Origin of the sequence: Bacillus cereus group sp. MYBK139-1 (genome assembly GCF_051916915.1) — a bacterium.
GTDB lineage: Bacteria > Bacillota > Bacilli > Bacillales > Bacillaceae_G > Bacillus_A > Bacillus_A pacificus.
The window spans coordinates 1-15,949 of record NZ_JBQAHO010000008.1 but is presented as its reverse complement, the minus strand read 5'-3'; the positions used below and the strand labels follow the sequence as shown (position 1 = coordinate 15,949).

The following is a 15,949-nucleotide window of genomic DNA, read 5'->3' as shown; positions in this document are numbered from 1 at the left end:
TCTCTTAATATGGACTTACAATTTTCACAGTTTTAGAGCCAATTGAACCACTAGCTGTTTTTCCAACGATAGTAATAATAGAACCAACCTTTTGGAAGTTAGATTCGATTCGAATCGATATATTTCTACTATCTTGTTCAACAACCTTGGCTACTGCCTCTGTGTCAGATACTGTCCATTCAACAATATCTTCACTCGCCACATACTTAACAAGAGAGCCTACCTTAGCTTTATCAGCACCAGTAATGACAACCTCTGTAGGATTCACAGGAGGTTCAGTCGGGTCAGGCTTTTTAGCAGGGTAATAATCAGCAATACCAAGTTCTGCGTTATCTCTATCTACTGCGAACATATCCTGTTCTAATAAATAGTTGATTAATCCTTTTCGAGACACAGGGTCTTTAAAGAACACTTGATATACTGCTCCACCAATGAAGATACGTTGACCAATTTTAATTGCTCTTGTCTCTGCATTATCCTGCATATACATCATCATCTTACCGTTTACAATCCAAGCATTTTGACCACTTGTGCTAACCCCTAGAGTATACAGCGTTTGGTTTTGAACGTAGGCATCATATCCATGTCCATTTCCACAAATCTTGTCTCCAATCATCCACTTGATAACATGATTGGCTTCTTTCACTTTTAACTGCTTATGAGTTGGTATTGTCTTATGCTCATCAGAGAATATCATCCAAATGTTACCTCTCAAATTTACATACGAACCAACTTGTGCATGGCTGTCATTTTTTACAATCATGTACTTATCATCAGATAGGTCCTTGTTGTTGTTTTGGTTTTGGTCTTGAAAGACAGCATATTGCTCAATTCCATCAACTAATATAGTCTCTCTTCCTACGTGACTATTGAACCATATCTCAAAGTCTCGTACAGCGCCCTTGAATACTCTGTCATAATTAGTGCCACCTTTGGCATTCATTCGTGTTCTGAATGTAGAAGAAAATGACAAGACTACCACCCCTCTAACGAGAAGTTATTATAGGTATAATTAACTACATATCTACGAATCTCATCTTCGATTTTGGCATCAAGCTTAGATAGTTCTCTAAGATAGTTAGTACCCTGTTGCGCCTTGAAATCTCTATCACCAATGGCTTTTCTCATCAAATCAGCGTTATTTAGTTTAGGAGAAAGCCAAGCCTTCTTCATACACATCGCTAATATGAATTCTTCTTGTGACGTTAAGTCTTCTTCAAATTCACCTAATCCAAGATTTTCAGTAATCTTGTTTAAGTCCTTTTTGCACTGAGGGAAGTAAAGACTTCTAGCTTGGTCTAGATAACCAAATAGTACCTCACTTAACTCTTCATCAGTTACAAGTCCCAGTTCATAGTCATCAACCATACCTAGAAACTTCTGATAAATAGAGGTAAAAGATGTTGCCATATGCAACACCTCCCCTTAAATGTAGATGTCTTCGTCAACTTCTGTTTCATTTGCATCAGCAAATAGCTCATCGTTAACGTAGCTTTCAATGATTCGCATTTTGTTGTAATCACCAAACTCTTTTAGCTTGAATAATATTACAGCCATTTCGATAACTCGTGTGCGTAACTTGCTATCAATCTTCTCCATCGTTTTCTGAAAAGCATTAATTGGTGCATTTAATATGAAGTCTTTAATATCAGTTACTTCTGCTAGTTCACCATTTTGCTTGTTTGCTAAGTCATAGTATTCCTCATACTTTCTGTCTAAGCCAAGATAGATTAGAACATCTTCAAGTGTAACTTCGTTATCTACAACATCTGTAATCAGTAACTGGAATCCTTCTAAAATCTTACGATTCGAATTCAGCATTGTTCTTAAATCACCAACAGTAATGTACTCTTCATCACCAATTTTCGCTAAATCGATGTTTTGAGACATACGAGGATTTTCATAGAAGAACTTGCTACCAACCACGTTGCTCACTACGATAACCTCAATGTTTCTATCAACATTTACTCTTCGTTTACGTTGAGGACGTTTAGGTTGCTCATTGCGTTCGTTACGCTCGTTGCGATTTCCACGGTCATTGCGGTTATTGCGATTATCATTGTTATTGTATCGACTATTATTATTTCGATTTCGATTGTAGTTATTGTTATTTCGTTGTTTCTCCATCGTACAACTCCACTCTCCCACATTTCAATAATTTTGTTTAATAATACAGCGAGGGGAGAGTTTCCCCTTCCCCACTCTGTATTATAGATTATACCAAAAGCTCTACAAAATTTCAATACTTTTGTTTAAAAAGATTAGCTAAGTTTGTAGATACCGTAGATTGCAGATTGCATTACACCTACGCCCATTTTCTTTTGGATTTGGTATTCCATTTGTTGGTCGTTACGCTCTCCTGCGTCAGCAGTTTCAATCATAGTAGCTTCGCCTTCTACTACAACTTTTACAAGCTTCTCGTTTGAAGGAACAACAAGTAGCATGTTGTCGTCAACGAAGAACTCGTCAGTACCGATTTTATGCGCTTGAGGAAGTAACATTAAGCTAGTTCCACCAACTTCACCAACGTAACCTACACGGTTAATTTGGTCTTTGATGCTGTCAGAGCCATTGATTGCTTTAGATACTTTACGAAGTGCTTTACGAGTACCCATAACAACAGCTTTTTTACCAGACTTAGCTTCTACATGCTCAATCATTTCGAATAACTCATCTTCGTTGTAAGTACCAGTTACACCGTAAGTGCTGTTTAAAGCGCTGTAAGAGTTAGCGATAGCTTTATAGATTTGAGTTCCTAAGTCATGAGCGAATGATAGAGATAAACGGTTAACCCATCCAGTGAAGTCTACCATTCCTGCTTGGAACTGCTCAAGTTCAGCATAGATTTTAGCACCGAAGTAATCAGTTTCAACTTCGAAGCGTCTGTTAAGGATTTTTTGACGGCGTAAGTCATTCGTTCCACCTGCGATACGAGCGATGCGGAATAATGAGTTATCTTCTACACGGAATGCAGGACGCTCTCCAATTGCTACGTTCTTAACTTCTGCTAAACTATCAAATTGGTTAGTGATTACTACTCCAAGAGTAACATCTAAAACCTCTTCAATAATTGAGAATACATCATATTTGTTTGCACGGAAATTCTTATAGTTAAATGTTCCTCCGCATGCTACGTTAATTGCGTTACGAATTGCGTCCTCGCCTTTAACTTCATTGAACATTACTGGTTTACCATTATATACGTCTAAAGCAAGACGTTGTAAGTCTGTCATTTGTGTTTTCACTAAAGTTCACCTTCCATAGTTAGAATGAATATTGCAGAGTGAGTTTCACACTCTGCAAATCATTTCAATAATTTTGTTTTATTTGTTTTTTTTAAAGATTAAGCAGAGATACGAATTACAGCCATTTTACCTGCAATTGCATCAATATCGATAGCGATGATTTCGCCATGGATTTTACCTACAGTTTCAGAACCATCAACGATGTCGAAACCAGTTGCAGATGGGTTAACTTTCGCACCCACTACAGGAGTCCCAGTTACTCCGTCAAATGTAATTGAAACTGTATTACCAGTACGAACTACATAACCACGTCCAACTTTTCCTGCTTTTAGCTTGTAGTCCAATTCGTTTTCACGGTCTCCATATACTAAACCGTTTGAAACATGAAGAACTAACTCTTTTTCTTGGTCTCCACTTGGAGTAGCCATGCGAGCCTCTCCATCTGCTTGTAAAGCACCTAATGCTACCCATTGACCATTTACAAGGTCAGTTGTAGCAACGATTGATTCGATGTGTTGGTCTTTGCCAATTTTGTCTAAGATAACGTATGCCATCAGTAAATACACCCTTTCGGTTAATTAATTATTTTGAGAAATATATAGAAGCTGAACCATATGGGTTCGCATCCACAGCGTTAATTACGCCAACTCGTGCTTGAGTTGAATCTTCTTGCGTATTCGCAGAGAAGTGATTTTTCTTAAGAAGAACGAAACCAATTTCTTTTTCCATTTCTTCCATAGAGAAGTTTGAAAGATTTGCTTTGATAGTATCAAAGTCTTCTTTTGCTAGAGTAGCAGAGTACTGAGAAAGTTTTTGTTCTTTTTCAGCTAACTCAACGCCTGCTTTAAACTCTCGTAACTCTTTAGCTTCTTGCTCTAATGCTTCGAAGTTGTTGCGAGTAGAGTCAACTACAGACTTTTCACTTTGAGTTAAGAACATTGGGAATAACTCTTCAAATTCTCCTAGTGACACAGCATTCTCATGCTTCACATAGTTGATTTTATAGAATTTCCCTTCATCTTCACTCTCAATGATTGCGTGATTATCATACACTTTTGAAACCCACGTCCATGAATCTTTGAATGAATCATGATTTCTTAAAGCTTGATAGATTCCACTGCGAATGTCATCGTGAGATAACTCGAACATTACAGAGAATTTCTTAGGTTTTTTCTTATCCTTTTCATCCTCTTCATCTTCATTCTTAGCAGGGTCTTCTTTAGGGTCTTCCTTAGAAGTGTCAGTTTTAGAAGCGTCAGCAGTCTTTGCATCCTTGTCATCTTCTTCTTTTTTCTTATCCTTCTTAGCAAATTCTGTATTATCTTCGCCAGTCGCAGGAGTTACATCTTCTACAACAGGGTTTTCGATAACAGGATTTTCTTCTGTGAACGCTGTGTTTTCAGGGTTCTCAGTGCTTTGAGTTTGAGTAATATTGTCTTTCACTATATCGTCTCCTTTCACTGTGATGTTAGAGAAGTATGCGTTAAATTCTGTTAGCATCTCGCCTAACTCTTGTTTTATAGTATTAACAGAGAATTTCTCGATTGTACTAGATACCATAGCAGGGGTAACATGTTCACCTAGGATGCAAGCACCCTCAAACTTGGCTTCTGTGAATACAAAAACGCCATTATCATTAATATATCCTTTTACGCTAGAGTTCTGTAATTCCATCGATTGCCATTTAAAGCCACCGTCTCGGTCAAAAATCTCTTCAACCTCAGGGAATTTTCGCCATACTATTCCATCGCAAACAAGATATTCACGTTCAACCCCATCGCTTCCATATCTAGTTTCAAAGCGAGCATTGTTTTCTGTAGGAATCACGCCGTAGGCACGTCCCAAATACTTAAGCTTTAATTTCTTGTCTTCAATTACTAAAGATTCTTCATGACCTTTAAAGTCAGCTTGATTATCTTCATCTACTGCAATATATCCAAGAATTGGAACATTAGCCAGTGAAGGAATCATCGCCTCAAGGACTTCTTTAGAGAATATCGAATTGTTTCGATTCTCTCCTGTATGAGCAATCCAAATTTTTACTTTCATAAATCTGTCATCCAACACATTCATTACTTGCTCAAATTCTATAGGTAGACTGTGTTTATCCAACCTATTTCACCTCCCTTCACTACTGAGAATCTTTAATTCGAACTGTAGTGTCAGTAGGGTTTTCAGCTTCGGGTCTTCCTACTTCCCCATCTTTTCCTTCTTGGGGATTTCCACTCAACGTATTAGAAGTTTGTTTTGCAATCATGTAATCGTCAATAGAAAGAACACGTTGTTCGAAGATAAGCATATTAGCTACTTCAATCGGAGTCATGCCTGTATGGGCAAGATACTCTAATCGAGAGCCACCGAATGTCAACTGGTCTTTCGCTGTTTTAATCGCTTCATCTTTACCAAACCAAGAAGTTGCAAGGAATTTAACAATCCAAGAAGTTCCTTTTTTACTAGCCTTCTTCAATTCATAGTTATAGTAGTTTGCAAACATAGGTAGCAAAAAGCTATATAAGTATTGAGCATCTACTTGAATAGAACGCTCTAACGCCTGTGAACTTGCTCCATCGCCTGCGAAAAGCATCTTTGATACACCTGCATCATCGTACAAGTTCTCAATTGTCTTTTCTAATAAAGAGAATTTACCATCTTTACCAGTTCCATTTAACGTAATCCCCTTTGTTTCAAATGGGTTTGTAATTGCTACGCTACCCTCAGGAAGATTTCGTTTTAATGCGTTATGATATTCCATAACAACTGGAAGCTCCATTAAAGGTCTTCCTTTATCGTCAGTCTCAATCTTAGAGTGAACGATTTTTGTATTGTCAAGATTTGCAGTTGTCTCCATTGAGTCTTTCGCATTCTCAATCTTGATAACATCAATTAATGCACTCGCCAATGGTGGGACAGATAATCCTCCTTGGGTCATTGCATCCACATCTAATGTAAACGCCACACCCTTGTCAGATAATTGATACCATTTCCCCTCTACAAGCTTTTCTGTTTGACCATTTTTCAAGCTTGTATAAGCATTCTGAATCTCTTTTGGATACAGTAGCATTGTCGCTTCTGTTAATTTACTAATATCCATTTGATATCGATACACGTTTTCATCCATGAAGGAGATTCTACATAAGTTAAGTGGGAACTCCATATAAGCGACACTCTTGGAATCTTCTAACTTATATAAGAAGATAGCACCGTTAACCAAAATCTTTTCTGTAAACATTGGTAAGTTGAACTTAATATTCAAACGATGTAAGAATATCGCAGTTTGAGCAAATGCTAATTGCATTTCCTTTGGGTCTTCTGCAAAACTTAATGGGTCTTCCATGACTGGATACAGTACATGGTCGAAAGTCATCATAGCGCTCATATAGCGAATAATGCCTTTATACATACCATTAATCTGCTTCATTCCTTTAGATAGTCCTGCAATGGCTGTTGAGTTCTTCGCAGGGTCTTGAAGCATTTGTTTTAACCTAGCCTCACTAATCCCTTTTGAAGCACTACTGTTTGTCCCATTGACACTAGCAGAAGTTGAAGCGAATCGTTCATATGAGAAATTCTGATTACCATTGTTATTTCGACTTCGATGACGATTCTTCTTTTTAGTAGTTGTTTTATTCGTTGTCACTGTTCTGTCTCACCACCTTAGAATAAGCAATAGTTGAGCATTTCGTTATTCTTCATGTTCGCACGAAGAATATCTTGCTCTAGTAAAGTAGCAACATAGTTACCATATCCAATAGATGAATATCTATCTTTTGTAGTAGTTCCTACTTCTTCTATCTTGATATATCCACTTTGAATTCTATAAACTAAGTTTACTAACTCGTTTTGCAGTGCCGTTGCTTGTACGAAAGGTTTTAATAGATAAACCTTCTCTTCCTCAGTTTTCTTAAGGTAGCCTTGGCTCTCAATTAAGTCATCTTTAGCTTCAATATCGTTCATTAATAAGCGAATTTTCTTTTTCTCGAATGCGCTTCTTAATCCTGTTGCAACCTTATGGTTCAACTCTGCGTTACCTTTGATAGAGTAGATGATTGGGATTGCATTTTTATCAATCTTTCGTTCATCCATCATCTCATCATTAATAACTGTCCATGCCTCATATTCAACGTCTCTAGCTTTGTCGTAGAGTATTTTTGTGCATGAATCAAACACCGAAATACCATTACCATTGGTATCCATAGCGACATAGTCGCCTTCAAAATCATAGTATAGTTGTTTCAGTCTAATAGCTTGCAGTTCAGCGTTTCCACCCTGCAAGGACTCCATATAAACAACATCTCTTCTATACTCTGCGCCATCGGGTAATAAACGAATAAGAGTAAATGCTGTTGTATCGTTTTTAACAGCTTTACTAGAACCCATTAAGGCGATATCCATGGAAACTATGCGTAGTTCCCCTGCTTGCTTAGGCATATTGCTAAGCTTCTTTCTTCTATCCTTGTTTTCTACGAATTCTCTGTTCGTAGGAGGATAGAATGCTTTTGGAAGTGTTCTACACTTCTGAACATCATCTAATTTAAAGTAGGCATTTTCGTTTTCACCAACGAATAAAGCCTCATATTCCATGTCCCAAGACATTTGGTCAAAGTCTTCTTCTGTTCTCTGTTGCTCGACACGTTTTCGAGATAGTAGATTATGAAACACAGAGAGTTGCCATGGGAGTACTGCGACAAAATAGTCTTTTCCTGCTACCATGCTATTTAAGTAAGACTTGAAAGAGTCCCATATCCAATGATTTTTATACCAAGCTGAGGAAATATAAATCTCTTTATTTTCCTCTGATAGATGCTTATATTTTGGGTTTGATAGATATGGTGGAGTTCTATTAACGTTAAGGAATGGACGAAGGATTGTATCAATCGTTTCTTTCGTGATTAGTCGGAACTCATCAACTATCAGAATATTCGCACGATAACCTCGGGCTGAGTCCCCTGACGTTACGGCTGTAATTTTAGAGCCATTCCTAAAGACAACGTAGCATTCATTTGCACTTGTCTTAAATTCTTTAATCTCTCGTTCAACGTTCTTTGAGTTGTTTTTGAGAGCGAATATTTTCTCAGTGATTATTAATCTGGCTTGTCCTTTCGTTCCACTTGATAGAACGATATTACTAGATGGAAAGAGTATAGCTCTAATAACGCAGTAGACTGCGATAATGTAAGATTTCCCTTGTCCTCGTGCGGCGATATACATGAAAAATGAATATTTATTCATAGCCCACAGCAGTAAAATCTGATAAAGGAACAAGTTAACACCTAAATACTCTTTTGCAAATCGATGTGGATTATCTCTATAGAAGGCTGTCCATTTCTTGAACCCTTCTCTTGTCTTATTTGGGTTAGGATGAGAACTCTTTCTTTTGACAGCCATTATTCTTCGCCATCCATCTTCACGATATCTTCATCTTTAATCTTTCCAAAGACACGCTTCATCTGTGTAATGAACCAACGTTCAACATAATCTTTGATGTACTTAGGCTCGAATTCTCCAGTTGTTTCAGTAACTGGCTCTGTCTCTTCAATTTTCTTAACCCATTCACCCCAAGATGCTAATCCACCATCTTCACTAGCTGACTTAACTTGAACTGGCTTGACGTTGGCATCCTGCATCTGCGTAGAGAGTGTTTTCATCATCTTCTCATACTTTGCATGGTCTCCATCATCTGAGGCTTTCTCAGCCATCCATTGTGTTCTAGCCATATTCTTAAACAATCGCTCTTGGATTGTTGTTTCAGCCTTGTCTCCTCCTAGATTACGAAACTCTTCTTCTAGGAAGATATAATCATCGACTTCGAGGTTTCTACCCCATCTACGAATGATATCATTTGTGATTTCAAAGTCATCGTAGTCGATTTCTGCCAACTCAGCTCGGTTGGTCTTTGCTGTGATATCATCACTATCTTTGAATCGTAGGTCTCTATTTTGTTTAAGAGATAGATTCTTAAAATATGTGCCAATCGTTTCTGTCTTGGCATCGTTTGCTTGCTTCCAAAAATCCTTTAAGTAAGGAATATCCATGGTTCTAAGGAAGTCCATCAATGTATCCATATCGTTTAAATTAACGTTTCCTTGAACACACTTCTTACAAAAGCCAAATTGTTCATTAATTAAAGGGTTTCTGTGCGAGTAGAAACTAGACAATGCCCAGTCTTTACCACAATGCAAACAGGTTTTTTTATTTGACATCCTGTTACACCACCTTAATTAACAGTAATAAGGGAGAACATCGTCTCCCTTGCAGTTGTTAATTATCAAATTCAGTTATTAAATCTTCAAATCTTGAACTTTCATCAAACTCTATGAGCTTGTCGTATTCACCTTGATTAACAAAGTGTTCTTTGATTTCTTGTGGCAAGTAGCTAGGTAAGAACAATAAGTTTGTTTCATCATGCTTAAGACATCCATTTTCTAAACGAATATCTTCCACAAATAATCGTGTATCTCCAACGACACAAGATGATATGATGTGATATTCACCATCATGGCGAATACTTGCATAATCATAGCGAGCAACATCAGTTAGCTTGATTAACTCAAGCATGTCTCGTGTATTGAGTACAATTGTTATATCTTGTTCATCGTGAATATGAAAGTGACCTTCGACAACGTGACTCAATTCATGAATCGCCTGTTTCATAGTTAGTTCACCTTTTTCATAACAGCAATAGCTTTTACAATATCGCTTTGCATGCTAATATAGCGCTCTAAGTCTGAAATTTGCTTTACATGGAGTTCACCTTTACCAAAGATTTCTTCAATTTTAGATTGTATCTTTAAGAAATTTTCTCGTAATTGTTGTTCCATTTTTATTTCCCTCTCTCTCATTCACGAAAGCAAGTTCTACAGTGTACTAGGCTATGCGGAGTTTAAAACTCCACTAGCGACAAAAGGAGCGTGAGAATAACGAATCTCAACATAAATAACACTAACACACAACAAAGGAGTGGTTGTGGTAATCCACACACCCTAGTACACTGTAGCAATCCTGTCATAGCTTGGCTTATACTGCCAAGTTTGGTCATCCTTGACCTGTCATTAATGGCTTCACTGAGCCAATCTTCATTTACATATTTAATTGTCGGTGCGCCTTGATGGAATTCAACCAACTAAAGCACATATTTGATAGGGTGAGCAGGATTCGAACCTGCGACTCATTGTAATACACTAAAAATGAATACTCACTAGTATTTCTTCATATTAATGTCGATTACGAGTTAATAACTAGGACAGCTTATCCATGGCATTATTAACACAATGACCTCATGTGCAATCACCCCATAATGGTGGGAAAGGAGGGATTCGAACCCCCAGTGTCTCTTACGTCACAGATTTACAGTCTGCTTGCTTCGCCAATTTGCATACTCGCCCATGTGGTGGGTTCATTATTTATTTAACGTGGCGCAAACCCTACGCCAATACATCATCACGAATTTTTCCGTTGCTCGGCAACTGGCTGACTCCCGAAGTTCAGCAAGAATATGGTCGGCTAAAATAACACAACAATATGAGGCAACAAACAAGGGGAACGCCCCTCGTGGCATACAGGAGTACCCATCTCTCCCACGCTCTGTGTCATACTATTATTTCTTCACTACTTCGAATCAGTAGTGCCTCCACAGCGAGGCTTATCTAGTTACCTTTCGATAAGGTAGGTAAAAGGGGCATAAGGGAGTCGAACCCTTGTCTCATGGTTGGAAGCCACGAATAATGACCACTATACTAATACCCCAAGATAGCGCAGAGTGCAGGAATCGAACCTGCGACTAATAGTCTGTTATTGAGCGCTCCTAATAGCTTTACCACTAAGCTAACTCTGCATAAAGAGGCGAGCGTTATTCAACATTCCCCTCAGACATGTCATTTCAAAAATGTGCAATTAAGCACTGGCTACATTGGCATAAGCCTATGTGCCTGAGATAAGGAGAGAACAGGGTTCGAACCTGCGCCACTAATAATAGTGCTAACTGTTTAGCAAACAGTCCCCTTGACCACTTGGGTATCTCTCCATGATTCATATCTTCAATGCTCACTAGAAAGAAACTCCTCTTAAAGTCGCTCTAGAAACGCATCAGTAGAGGTAAACACTTTCTATCTAGCATTCAAGATATGAAGAATTGGTAGTAGATGGTGGGGAATTGACCCCACGGTCTTTGCTTTACTGGCAATCTCCAATTTCCAGTTCATCTACATGTTATGGCAGAGGGTGTGGGGTTCGAACCCACGCAGGCTTTTACACCTCTGCTAGTTTTCAAGACTAGTCTCTTCACCACTTGAGTAACCCTCTAAAATGCCTTGGAAGCCAAGGCTAATATATTATTCTTCGATAAATTGCTTGATTTTGTTTTTAAACACTTCTGCTTGACTAGCTTTCTTAGAAGCTTCATTTAATTCATCCATCATCTTTTGGATTTGCTCTTCTTTCTTCTGAGCAAGTTCATTAAATTTCTGCTCTGCTAATTCTGCCTCTTCAATTGCAGTTGCAAATTGTAACTGTGCTGAATCAATCCACTTTTGAGCCTTTGCAATTTCTTTTGCGTGACTTCGAGCAAATCGACCAAATACGACCATTAATAGTTTCTTTAACATAATTCTCTCTTCCCCACTCTCTCTCAACAATGTTATTGGCGGTGCTAACGAGACTTGAACTCGTGACCTCTTGCGTGACAGGCAAGCATTCTAACCAACTGAACTATAGCACCATATAAAAGGCTCAGAATGCACTCTGAGCCAAGGAGGTAGGAGGGTCTTTCATAAAAATGTAGTAAATACAGTTAATTGGTGGGTCTCAAACAACCCATAATATGGAGTTCTGTAGGTGGGAGTCGAACCCACATGACAAATACTTGACCCTTTCTATTCCTTTTGGAATTACTCGAACCTTTCAATGTCGCTGACCTTCACAGAACATAATGGCGTTCCAAGTAGGACTTGAACCTACGACCTTTCGCTTAACAGGCGACTGCTCTAACCAACTGAGCTACAGGAACAGGAGGTGCAGATAGTAACCACTCTATCTGCATTTACAATACCCATGATATTTGTTTCACGAACCATAAAATAAACCAAAGTTAGGAGGAGGTTGCTGTCAGAGTTGAACTGACATTATACCCATGCAACCATAAAAGCGAGCCAAACGATATGTTTGCATCTGACTCGCTTGATAGTGACCTTACGTCTTATATTTCGATTTTATGTCTTACAGCTTGCGAAGACCTTTTGCTAATGTAGCAGTAGCTTTGCGATGTGCAGGAACTACGATTTCTTCACCAGTTTGAGGATTACGTGCTGTACGCTCTGCAACTTCTTTAGTGCCAAAAGAAACGAATCCTTTTAACGCTACGCCATCACCTGCTTTTAATGCGCCAGTTACTACTGTTTCGAATGAAGCCATGAATGCTTTTACTGTTGCTTGTGGTACTTCAACACCGTGTGTCTCTTTAAGTTCTGCTTGAATTCCTTTTACTACTTCTTGAGTTAACATAATATTTGTATACTCCCTTTCTCTCTCTCACATTTAATAAAATGTTTGTTTTATTGTTTTTGTTTTAGTAGTTCGAAGGTGGGAGTCGAACCCACTCTACCACCTTGCGATGATAAGCATATCCCTTACTTCTCTTCGAACATAATAGAAAGAAGACCAAATCTCTCGACTTGGTCTAATTGTTAGGTTGGGAAGGAGGCATTCAATTATGATTGAATAGATTGTGAGTATTAATGTTAATTGAAATGGGGTTTCAATAATTTTGTTTAATACCCTTACAATATATATACGATTAACTCTCCCAATAGTTGCACCTTTTTATTAATTTTTTTTAAGAAAGTTTTTACTATAGCTCTAAATCCCTGTTTTTCTCTACGTAATGCTTAGATATCTTTTTACCAATTCTCTTAAGCATGCGAGTCATATTATACTGTTTCATGTTCAATTCCTTAACAATATACTCTCTAGAGTGACCTTGTTTAAATAGGTTGATAACAGTTAATTCCTCTTCTTCTAGAGTATCGATGTCAGCAAGCACCTTATCTAATTCTTCTATTAAAACACCAACATCAGATGTCGGTTCTGCCTTCTCGTAGAATTGAACCAATGTTCTAGCAACTCTCTCGTCATCTAATTCAATAGAGTTTGTTACGCTTCTGCCTTGACCGCCACCGCTAGTTCCTTTGAATCTGATTGGTTTTTTAATAGCTTCCTTTATTAATACTTGGTTATCAGATAAGTCACTAATCCATTTATTCATGTAGTTGTCTACGTTTCTATGGATTCGTTTTAGAGTCGCTCTATCATTCTCATCTAAATCCATTTCAAGCATCTTCTCAATCTTAGTTGATACTTTCTTTCTATAGAAGTCTTGCTTCATAATATCTATTCCATCTTGTAACTGAGCAATCTCTTTAATATCTTTAATATCTTTTGCATAAAGCTTCTGACTATCGTCTGCTCTGTAGTTCGTGTCATCAGGAGAATAGAACATATCAATTACCTCTACGCCATCTTCTAACCCTGATTCCAGTGTAGTGAAGTTGACGTTTTGAGATTCCTTGTAATCCTTGAACTCTCTTTGAGAACGCCAAAATCTATAAACGACCTTACGATTTGACTCAATGTCTTTTGCATTTAATAGGTAAGTACCAAGTAGCTCTAATGTCTTACACACCGCATCCTGTTCTGCCATCCATCCTTTTTGTGTTGGACTTGCATCGTAGTATTCAGCGAAGTATGTCGTCAGAAATTCATGAAGATTTCCATCTTCATCATTCAGCACACCTACAACTAATTCTAGTCTATCTTTATACTGCGTAATAGAGGCATCATATTTCTGAAAATCGCTTAATTTCTTATCTCCAATTGAACTGTTAAAGTATTTCACCTGTCATTCTCCTTATTGTGTTGTTTTTTGTTGTGTTATGAACTAATTATAACATAATTACATTTCATTTCAATACTTTTGTTTAATAGAAGGGAATTGAAGGTTGCAACCCCCTATGCCCCATTCTCTATTTTGTTTTCTCTTCTATATATTCCTTACGGTTTAACTCTCTTCTTCTTTTTAGGTCACGAGCCTGTCCTTCTAATTCATAGATTTCTCTTCTGATATTATCTGACTCTTCCTCGTCTCCATCTTCTTCTACTGCAGTTACAGCCATCAGTCTTTCTTTGGCATTGGCAATTAATTCAGCGATGTTTTCCTCTTCTACCTTAAACATGCTACTGAACTTTCTATTCCATGTTTCTTTTGCATCTAGGAATTTGATAAGCATATTCTCTTCATCTTCGCTTAGCTTGAACATACCTTTCTCTTTAAGCGTTGGGAACATTCCATTAATATCATCTACTTCTATTTCAAGTGAATCATGGAAGTCGCTCTCTGCTTTTCGAGATTCAAACACTTTGTTGTATGCAACTTGTGTAGGTGTGTTAAGGTAGTCTAGTAAATCATCAGCCATCTTTTTACTTGGTGCATTTCTATCGCTAATACAGTTCATATAGAAGTTGTAGTTAATTCCATAAGCATCACATAATTCTTTCTTAGAAATACGCTCTGCTACACGCTTGATTTCAGCTTTTCTTAAAATCTCTCTTAACTGTTTCTTCATTGTCATAGTCATGGTTTAATATTCCTCCGTCTTGTTCTTCTGCAATTAGTATATCACTGTGTTACCAATTAAGTCAAATTGTTTTTAAGAATCGTTTGAGCCTGTGATTGCAAATCCATCTACATAATCACGGTTTTCCCATCTTCCATAAACGTTCTTCGTCTTATCTTTCGCTAGTCTAAACATCGTATAGTAAATCAATTCATTTTCCATAAGCGTTTTGATGTACTTTGTAATTGTTTTCTTATTAATACCAGTCTCCCTTTCTATCTCATCTATATTGGGCAGAGTGTATTTATCACTACTATCCATGTCATATAGACGAGATATAATATTGAAGTAAACTGTGTAAATCTTCATTTTGTTTTTATCATCCATCTTTAGAAACTTATATAAGTCCTCATAGTACATCTTCATAAAATGACCTTTTTCTTCAATCTCTTTAAAGAAGTACGTTTTAGACATTTTAATTTCTTCAACTTCAACTGTACAATTGAAGTCCTCATACGCTACGAATATCTTTTCATCCACAAGCTTCTGCAGTGATTCTCTTATGGTCGTCTTGTTTTTCGTGTTGATTGTGAATCCAAGCATACTTAGAAGTATCTCCACACTTACTATTGATATACTTCCAAGCCTTTGCTGTTGAACGCCCTTAATCATTGCATAGGTAAAATGGTCACGGCTTTCAAAGCAACTGTCGTTCATGAACTCATGATAAATTCTAACAAACTTTCTCTTCCTATTTACTTTATTTACTTCCTTATCATCTTCCTTCAACATTAAACACCTCCCGTCTTCGACATCGAGAATAAGTGACCGCCTCCACACGGGGCGTTACATCTCTATATCTAGTCCTTAAATTTTATTTCTAGTCCCCAACTCTTTTTCTAGTCTGTCACCCATTTCGAGACGATTATTGTCTCGTTTTGAACGCTGACTTTCCAAATTGAGACGATTATCGTCTCGTTTTGGACACTAGTTAGAATTTCGAGACGATAATCGTCTCGTTTTTCTCCTGTAACGGATTTAATATCAATAATTTTGTTTAATAACGAGACCAAATTGAGACGATTATCGTCTCGTTTTTAA

16 protein-coding genes and 7 tRNA genes are annotated in these 15,949 nt (G+C 37.5%); all 23 read right to left on the bottom strand.

Features of this window, described 5'->3' with window-relative positions; all coding sequences use genetic code 11:
* Nucleotides 1-4: 4 nt before the first annotated feature.
* Entirely contained in the window at nucleotides 5-973 is a 969-nt protein-coding gene (locus ACTFRS_RS25580) for a hypothetical protein (protein ID WP_440025617.1), read from the bottom strand.
* A 2-nt stretch (nucleotides 974-975) separates the two neighbouring features.
* The gene (locus ACTFRS_RS25575) at nucleotides 976-1,410 is read right to left on the bottom strand and encodes a hypothetical protein (protein ID WP_319611502.1); all 435 of its coding nucleotides are present in this window, start codon (nucleotides 1,408-1,410) and stop codon (nucleotides 976-978) included.
* A gap of 15 nt (nucleotides 1,411-1,425) precedes the next feature.
* Nucleotides 1,426-2,127, bottom strand: coding sequence for a hypothetical protein (locus ACTFRS_RS25570; RefSeq protein WP_440025619.1), 702 nt, complete (start codon nucleotides 2,125-2,127; stop codon nucleotides 1,426-1,428).
* Nucleotides 2,128-2,261: 134 nt separating this feature from the next.
* The gene (locus ACTFRS_RS25565) at nucleotides 2,262-3,245 is read right to left on the bottom strand and encodes a hypothetical protein (protein WP_250670580.1); all 984 of its coding nucleotides are present in this window, start codon (nucleotides 3,243-3,245) and stop codon (nucleotides 2,262-2,264) included.
* Nucleotides 3,246-3,343: 98 nt separating this feature from the next.
* On the bottom strand, nucleotides 3,344-3,799 hold the full coding sequence (locus tag ACTFRS_RS25560; RefSeq protein WP_250670577.1) for a hypothetical protein: 456 nt from the start codon (nucleotides 3,797-3,799) through the stop codon (nucleotides 3,344-3,346).
* A gap of 28 nt (nucleotides 3,800-3,827) precedes the next feature.
* Nucleotides 3,828-5,357 carry a hypothetical protein gene (locus tag ACTFRS_RS25555; protein WP_440025622.1) on the bottom strand — a complete coding sequence of 510 codons (1,530 nt, stop codon included), beginning with the start codon at nucleotides 5,355-5,357 and terminating at the stop codon, nucleotides 3,828-3,830.
* Between the two features lie 19 nt (nucleotides 5,358-5,376).
* Nucleotides 5,377-6,882, bottom strand: coding sequence for a hypothetical protein (locus ACTFRS_RS25550; protein WP_250670573.1), 1,506 nt, complete (start codon nucleotides 6,880-6,882; stop codon nucleotides 5,377-5,379).
* Nucleotides 6,883-6,899: 17 nt separating this feature from the next.
* Nucleotides 6,900-8,630: a terminase large subunit domain-containing protein gene (locus tag ACTFRS_RS25545; RefSeq protein ID WP_440025624.1), complete on the bottom strand. Its 1,731-nt coding sequence runs from the start codon at nucleotides 8,628-8,630 to the stop codon at nucleotides 6,900-6,902.
* Nucleotides 8,630-9,445 carry a hypothetical protein gene (locus tag ACTFRS_RS25540; RefSeq protein WP_048559093.1) on the bottom strand — a complete coding sequence of 272 codons (816 nt, stop codon included), beginning with the start codon at nucleotides 9,443-9,445 and terminating at the stop codon, nucleotides 8,630-8,632. Before ACTFRS_RS25540 ends, ACTFRS_RS25545 begins: the two co-directional genes overlap by 1 nt.
* Before the next feature lie 58 nt (nucleotides 9,446-9,503).
* Nucleotides 9,504-9,896: a hypothetical protein gene (locus tag ACTFRS_RS25535; protein ID WP_048559094.1), complete on the bottom strand. Its 393-nt coding sequence runs from the start codon at nucleotides 9,894-9,896 to the stop codon at nucleotides 9,504-9,506.
* Between the two features lie 2 nt (nucleotides 9,897-9,898).
* Nucleotides 9,899-10,063 carry a hypothetical protein gene (locus tag ACTFRS_RS25530; protein WP_157669215.1) on the bottom strand — a complete coding sequence of 55 codons (165 nt, stop codon included), beginning with the start codon at nucleotides 10,061-10,063 and terminating at the stop codon, nucleotides 9,899-9,901.
* Nucleotides 10,064-10,540: 477 nt separating this feature from the next.
* Nucleotides 10,541-10,627 (bottom strand) — tRNA-Tyr (locus ACTFRS_RS25525).
* Between the two features lie 289 nt (nucleotides 10,628-10,916).
* Nucleotides 10,917-10,988: transfer RNA gene (locus ACTFRS_RS25520), tRNA-Gly, on the bottom strand.
* 7 nt (nucleotides 10,989-10,995) lie between these two features.
* A tRNA-Tyr gene (locus ACTFRS_RS25515) sits at nucleotides 10,996-11,076 on the bottom strand.
* Nucleotides 11,077-11,178: 102 nt separating this feature from the next.
* Nucleotides 11,179-11,265: transfer RNA gene (locus tag ACTFRS_RS25510), tRNA-Ser, on the bottom strand.
* 188 nt (nucleotides 11,266-11,453) lie between these two features.
* A tRNA-Ser gene (locus ACTFRS_RS25505) sits at nucleotides 11,454-11,543 on the bottom strand.
* Nucleotides 11,544-11,572: 29 nt separating this feature from the next.
* The gene (locus ACTFRS_RS25500) at nucleotides 11,573-11,845 is read right to left on the bottom strand and encodes a hypothetical protein (RefSeq protein ID WP_440025627.1); all 273 of its coding nucleotides are present in this window, start codon (nucleotides 11,843-11,845) and stop codon (nucleotides 11,573-11,575) included.
* A 36-nt stretch (nucleotides 11,846-11,881) separates the two neighbouring features.
* A tRNA-Asp gene (locus ACTFRS_RS25495) sits at nucleotides 11,882-11,958 on the bottom strand.
* 211 nt (nucleotides 11,959-12,169) lie between these two features.
* Nucleotides 12,170-12,246 (bottom strand) — tRNA-Asn (locus ACTFRS_RS25490).
* Between the two features lie 209 nt (nucleotides 12,247-12,455).
* A complete protein-coding gene (locus tag ACTFRS_RS25485) occupies nucleotides 12,456-12,740 on the bottom strand; it encodes an HU family DNA-binding protein (protein ID WP_095209824.1) in 285 nt (94 codons plus the stop codon).
* 346 nt (nucleotides 12,741-13,086) lie between these two features.
* Nucleotides 13,087-14,130 (bottom strand): hypothetical protein, encoded by a 1,044-nt coding sequence (locus ACTFRS_RS25480; RefSeq protein ID WP_440025628.1) that lies wholly within the window; start codon nucleotides 14,128-14,130, stop codon nucleotides 13,087-13,089.
* A 127-nt stretch (nucleotides 14,131-14,257) separates the two neighbouring features.
* The gene (locus ACTFRS_RS25475; protein ID WP_440025630.1) at nucleotides 14,258-14,869 is read right to left on the bottom strand and encodes a hypothetical protein; all 612 of its coding nucleotides are present in this window, start codon (nucleotides 14,867-14,869) and stop codon (nucleotides 14,258-14,260) included.
* A 72-nt stretch (nucleotides 14,870-14,941) separates the two neighbouring features.
* Nucleotides 14,942-15,640: a hypothetical protein gene (locus ACTFRS_RS25470; protein ID WP_440025632.1), complete on the bottom strand. Its 699-nt coding sequence runs from the start codon at nucleotides 15,638-15,640 to the stop codon at nucleotides 14,942-14,944.
* Nucleotides 15,641-15,949: the final 309 nt, after the last annotated feature.

What these genes read in the sequence shown, in the direction of transcription:
- ACTFRS_RS25575 (WP_319611502.1), bottom strand. Translation starts at nt 1,410, where the DNA reads ATGGCAACATCTTTTACCTCTATTTATCAGAAGTTTCTAGGTATGGTT.
- ACTFRS_RS25570 (WP_440025619.1), bottom strand. Translation starts at nt 2,127, where the DNA reads ATGGAGAAACAACGAAATAACAATAACTACAATCGAAATCGAAATAAT.
- ACTFRS_RS25560 (WP_250670577.1), bottom strand. Translation starts at nt 3,799, where the DNA reads ATGGCATACGTTATCTTAGACAAAATTGGCAAAGACCAACACATCGAA.
- ACTFRS_RS25545 (WP_440025624.1), bottom strand. Translation starts at nt 8,630, where the DNA reads ATGGCTGTCAAAAGAAAGAGTTCTCATCCTAACCCAAATAAGACAAGA.
- ACTFRS_RS25540 (WP_048559093.1), bottom strand. Translation starts at nt 9,445, where the DNA reads ATGTCAAATAAAAAAACCTGTTTGCATTGTGGTAAAGACTGGGCATTG.
- ACTFRS_RS25535 (WP_048559094.1), bottom strand. Translation starts at nt 9,896, where the DNA reads ATGAAACAGGCGATTCATGAATTGAGTCACGTTGTCGAAGGTCACTTT.
- ACTFRS_RS25530 (WP_157669215.1), bottom strand. Translation starts at nt 10,063, where the DNA reads ATGGAACAACAATTACGAGAAAATTTCTTAAAGATACAATCTAAAATT.
- ACTFRS_RS25500 (WP_440025627.1), bottom strand. Translation starts at nt 11,845, where the DNA reads ATGTTAAAGAAACTATTAATGGTCGTATTTGGTCGATTTGCTCGAAGT.
- ACTFRS_RS25485 (WP_095209824.1), bottom strand. Translation starts at nt 12,740, where the DNA reads ATGTTAACTCAAGAAGTAGTAAAAGGAATTCAAGCAGAACTTAAAGAG.
- ACTFRS_RS25475 (WP_440025630.1), bottom strand. Translation starts at nt 14,869, where the DNA reads ATGACTATGACAATGAAGAAACAGTTAAGAGAGATTTTAAGAAAAGCT.
- ACTFRS_RS25470 (WP_440025632.1), bottom strand. Translation starts at nt 15,640, where the DNA reads ATGTTGAAGGAAGATGATAAGGAAGTAAATAAAGTAAATAGGAAGAGA.